At 69.0% G+C, this 1,589-nt stretch carries 3 protein-coding genes; 1 reads left to right on the forward strand and 2 read right to left on the reverse strand.

The features are described 5' to 3' along the window. Positions 1-284: hypothetical protein (locus C5O18_RS09295; RefSeq protein ID WP_206389840.1), on the forward strand; the 284-nt coding region annotated here is incomplete at its 5' end. Here the strand turns inward: C5O18_RS09295 and C5O18_RS09300 are convergent. Together C5O18_RS09300 and C5O18_RS09305 are read right to left on the reverse strand one after the other, a co-directional pair. Next, positions 204-1,046, reverse strand: coding sequence for a pseudouridine synthase (locus C5O18_RS09300; RefSeq protein ID WP_105193337.1), 843 nt, complete (start codon positions 1,044-1,046; stop codon positions 204-206). The genes C5O18_RS09295 and C5O18_RS09300 overlap by 81 nt on opposite strands. A gap of 31 nt (positions 1,047-1,077) precedes the next feature. Further along, positions 1,078-1,589 (reverse strand): DUF2059 domain-containing protein (locus C5O18_RS09305; protein WP_206389841.1); only part of this gene is annotated, 512 nt, incomplete at its 5' end.

Genomic DNA, 1,589 nt, shown 5'->3' on the forward strand with positions numbered 1-1,589 from the left:
TGACCGCGCCGCCACCAAGAATCCGCGAGGAGCACCCCGTCATGACACAGCGCAACACCCCCGCACGCGGCGCCACCGGCCTGATCCTGCTGCTGGCCCTGGGACTCGCGGGCTGCGGCGAGTCCGACTCGCGCGCCGGCGGCGACAGCGGCTCGCCCGGACAGCCGGGCACGCCGCGAGAGCTGCACTGCGCCCCCGATCCGTCAGCCCTGCCGGCCGATGACAGCGGCGTCAGCGGCATCGCCCGGGCAGATGCCGGCTGCGGCGGCGCCCGCGGCGCCTGAACCAGCGCCATCGTCGCCGGGCCAGCCCGGCGTGGCCGCTGCAGTCACGACATCCTGCCCGAAGATCGACAGCACGCGCAGGAAGCTCTCTTCCGGCGCCGCCGCCAGCACCAGCGGCTCGCCGGTGGCCGGATGCACCAGCCGCAGCGCGATGGCGGCCAGCATCAGCCGGCTGCCGCCGAAGCGCTGCGCGAAGTAGTGGTTGTGGCGCGTGCGGCCGTAATTGGTGTCACCGATGATCGGGTGGCCGATGTGCTGCATGTGCCGGCGCAGCTGGTGCTTGCGCCCGGTCTCCGGCCTCAGCTCGACCAGGCTGTAGCGGCTCGCCGGGTAGCGCTCCACCGCCACCGGCAGCTCGCAGGTGGCCAGACGTCGGTAACGCGTCAGCGCCTCGCGCAGCGGCTGCTCCGAGGTGTCGCGGCGGTCGGTGGCGTGCTCGCGCAGCGGGTGATCGATCAGTCCCGCCTCCGGCGCCCAGCCGCGCACCACGGCGAGATAGGTCTTGCCCACTTCGCCGGCCATGAACGCCCCGCCCACCGCACTGGCGGTGTCCGGATCACGGGCGAACAGCAGCAGACCGGAAGTCGGCCGGTCCAGGCGATGCACCGGGTAGACATGCCCGCCGCCATTCAGCTCGCGCGCATGCTGGAGCGCGAACTCGGTCTCGTGCCGGTCGATGGGACTGCGATGCACCAGCAGACCCGCCGGCTTGTGCACCGCCAGCAGGTGGTCATCGCGATGGATTTCACGGAGGGGGTTCACACGGGCTCCCGGCCGGCGTGCTGCCGGGGCGTTATTTTATGCCTTCCTTCCTGAACCGCTCCAGGATGCGCCACTCTATCTCGGGCCCCATGCCGGCACCCATCTGCTGCCCTGCCCGCAGACTCTCCTGACTGATCTCGGGCAGGACGCGGATGATCTTCCGGCCCAGCACGGTGTCGTTGAACGCGATCATTTCGCGCAGCTCGGCCTCGTTGAAGTGCCTGCTGTAGATCGGGTACATCATGTTGTTGAGCACGCCGTCGGCGACGATCTTTTCATTGATCACGGCCGTGACCTCCTCGCCGAGAATGACGAAGGCCCGCGGATCGATGTCCGGTTTCGCCTTCTTCAGCATATCCGTCATCTGCACCATGAACAGGTCGGAGAACTGCTTGCCCATGGCGATCGCCGACTGGCCGGACTGCTCCAGCAGGGTGTCGATGAGCGCCTTCTTTTCAGCGCTGATGGCGCCGGACGCGGCGTGACCGCCGACCGGCAGCAGCAGGGACAGCGCGAGGATGATCGCGAACTTCTTCATGGTGT

It is taken from the genome of Amnimonas aquatica (assembly GCF_002943415.1).
In the GTDB taxonomy this organism is placed as follows: Bacteria; Pseudomonadota; Gammaproteobacteria; order Pseudomonadales; family Moraxellaceae; genus Perlucidibaca; species Perlucidibaca aquatica_A.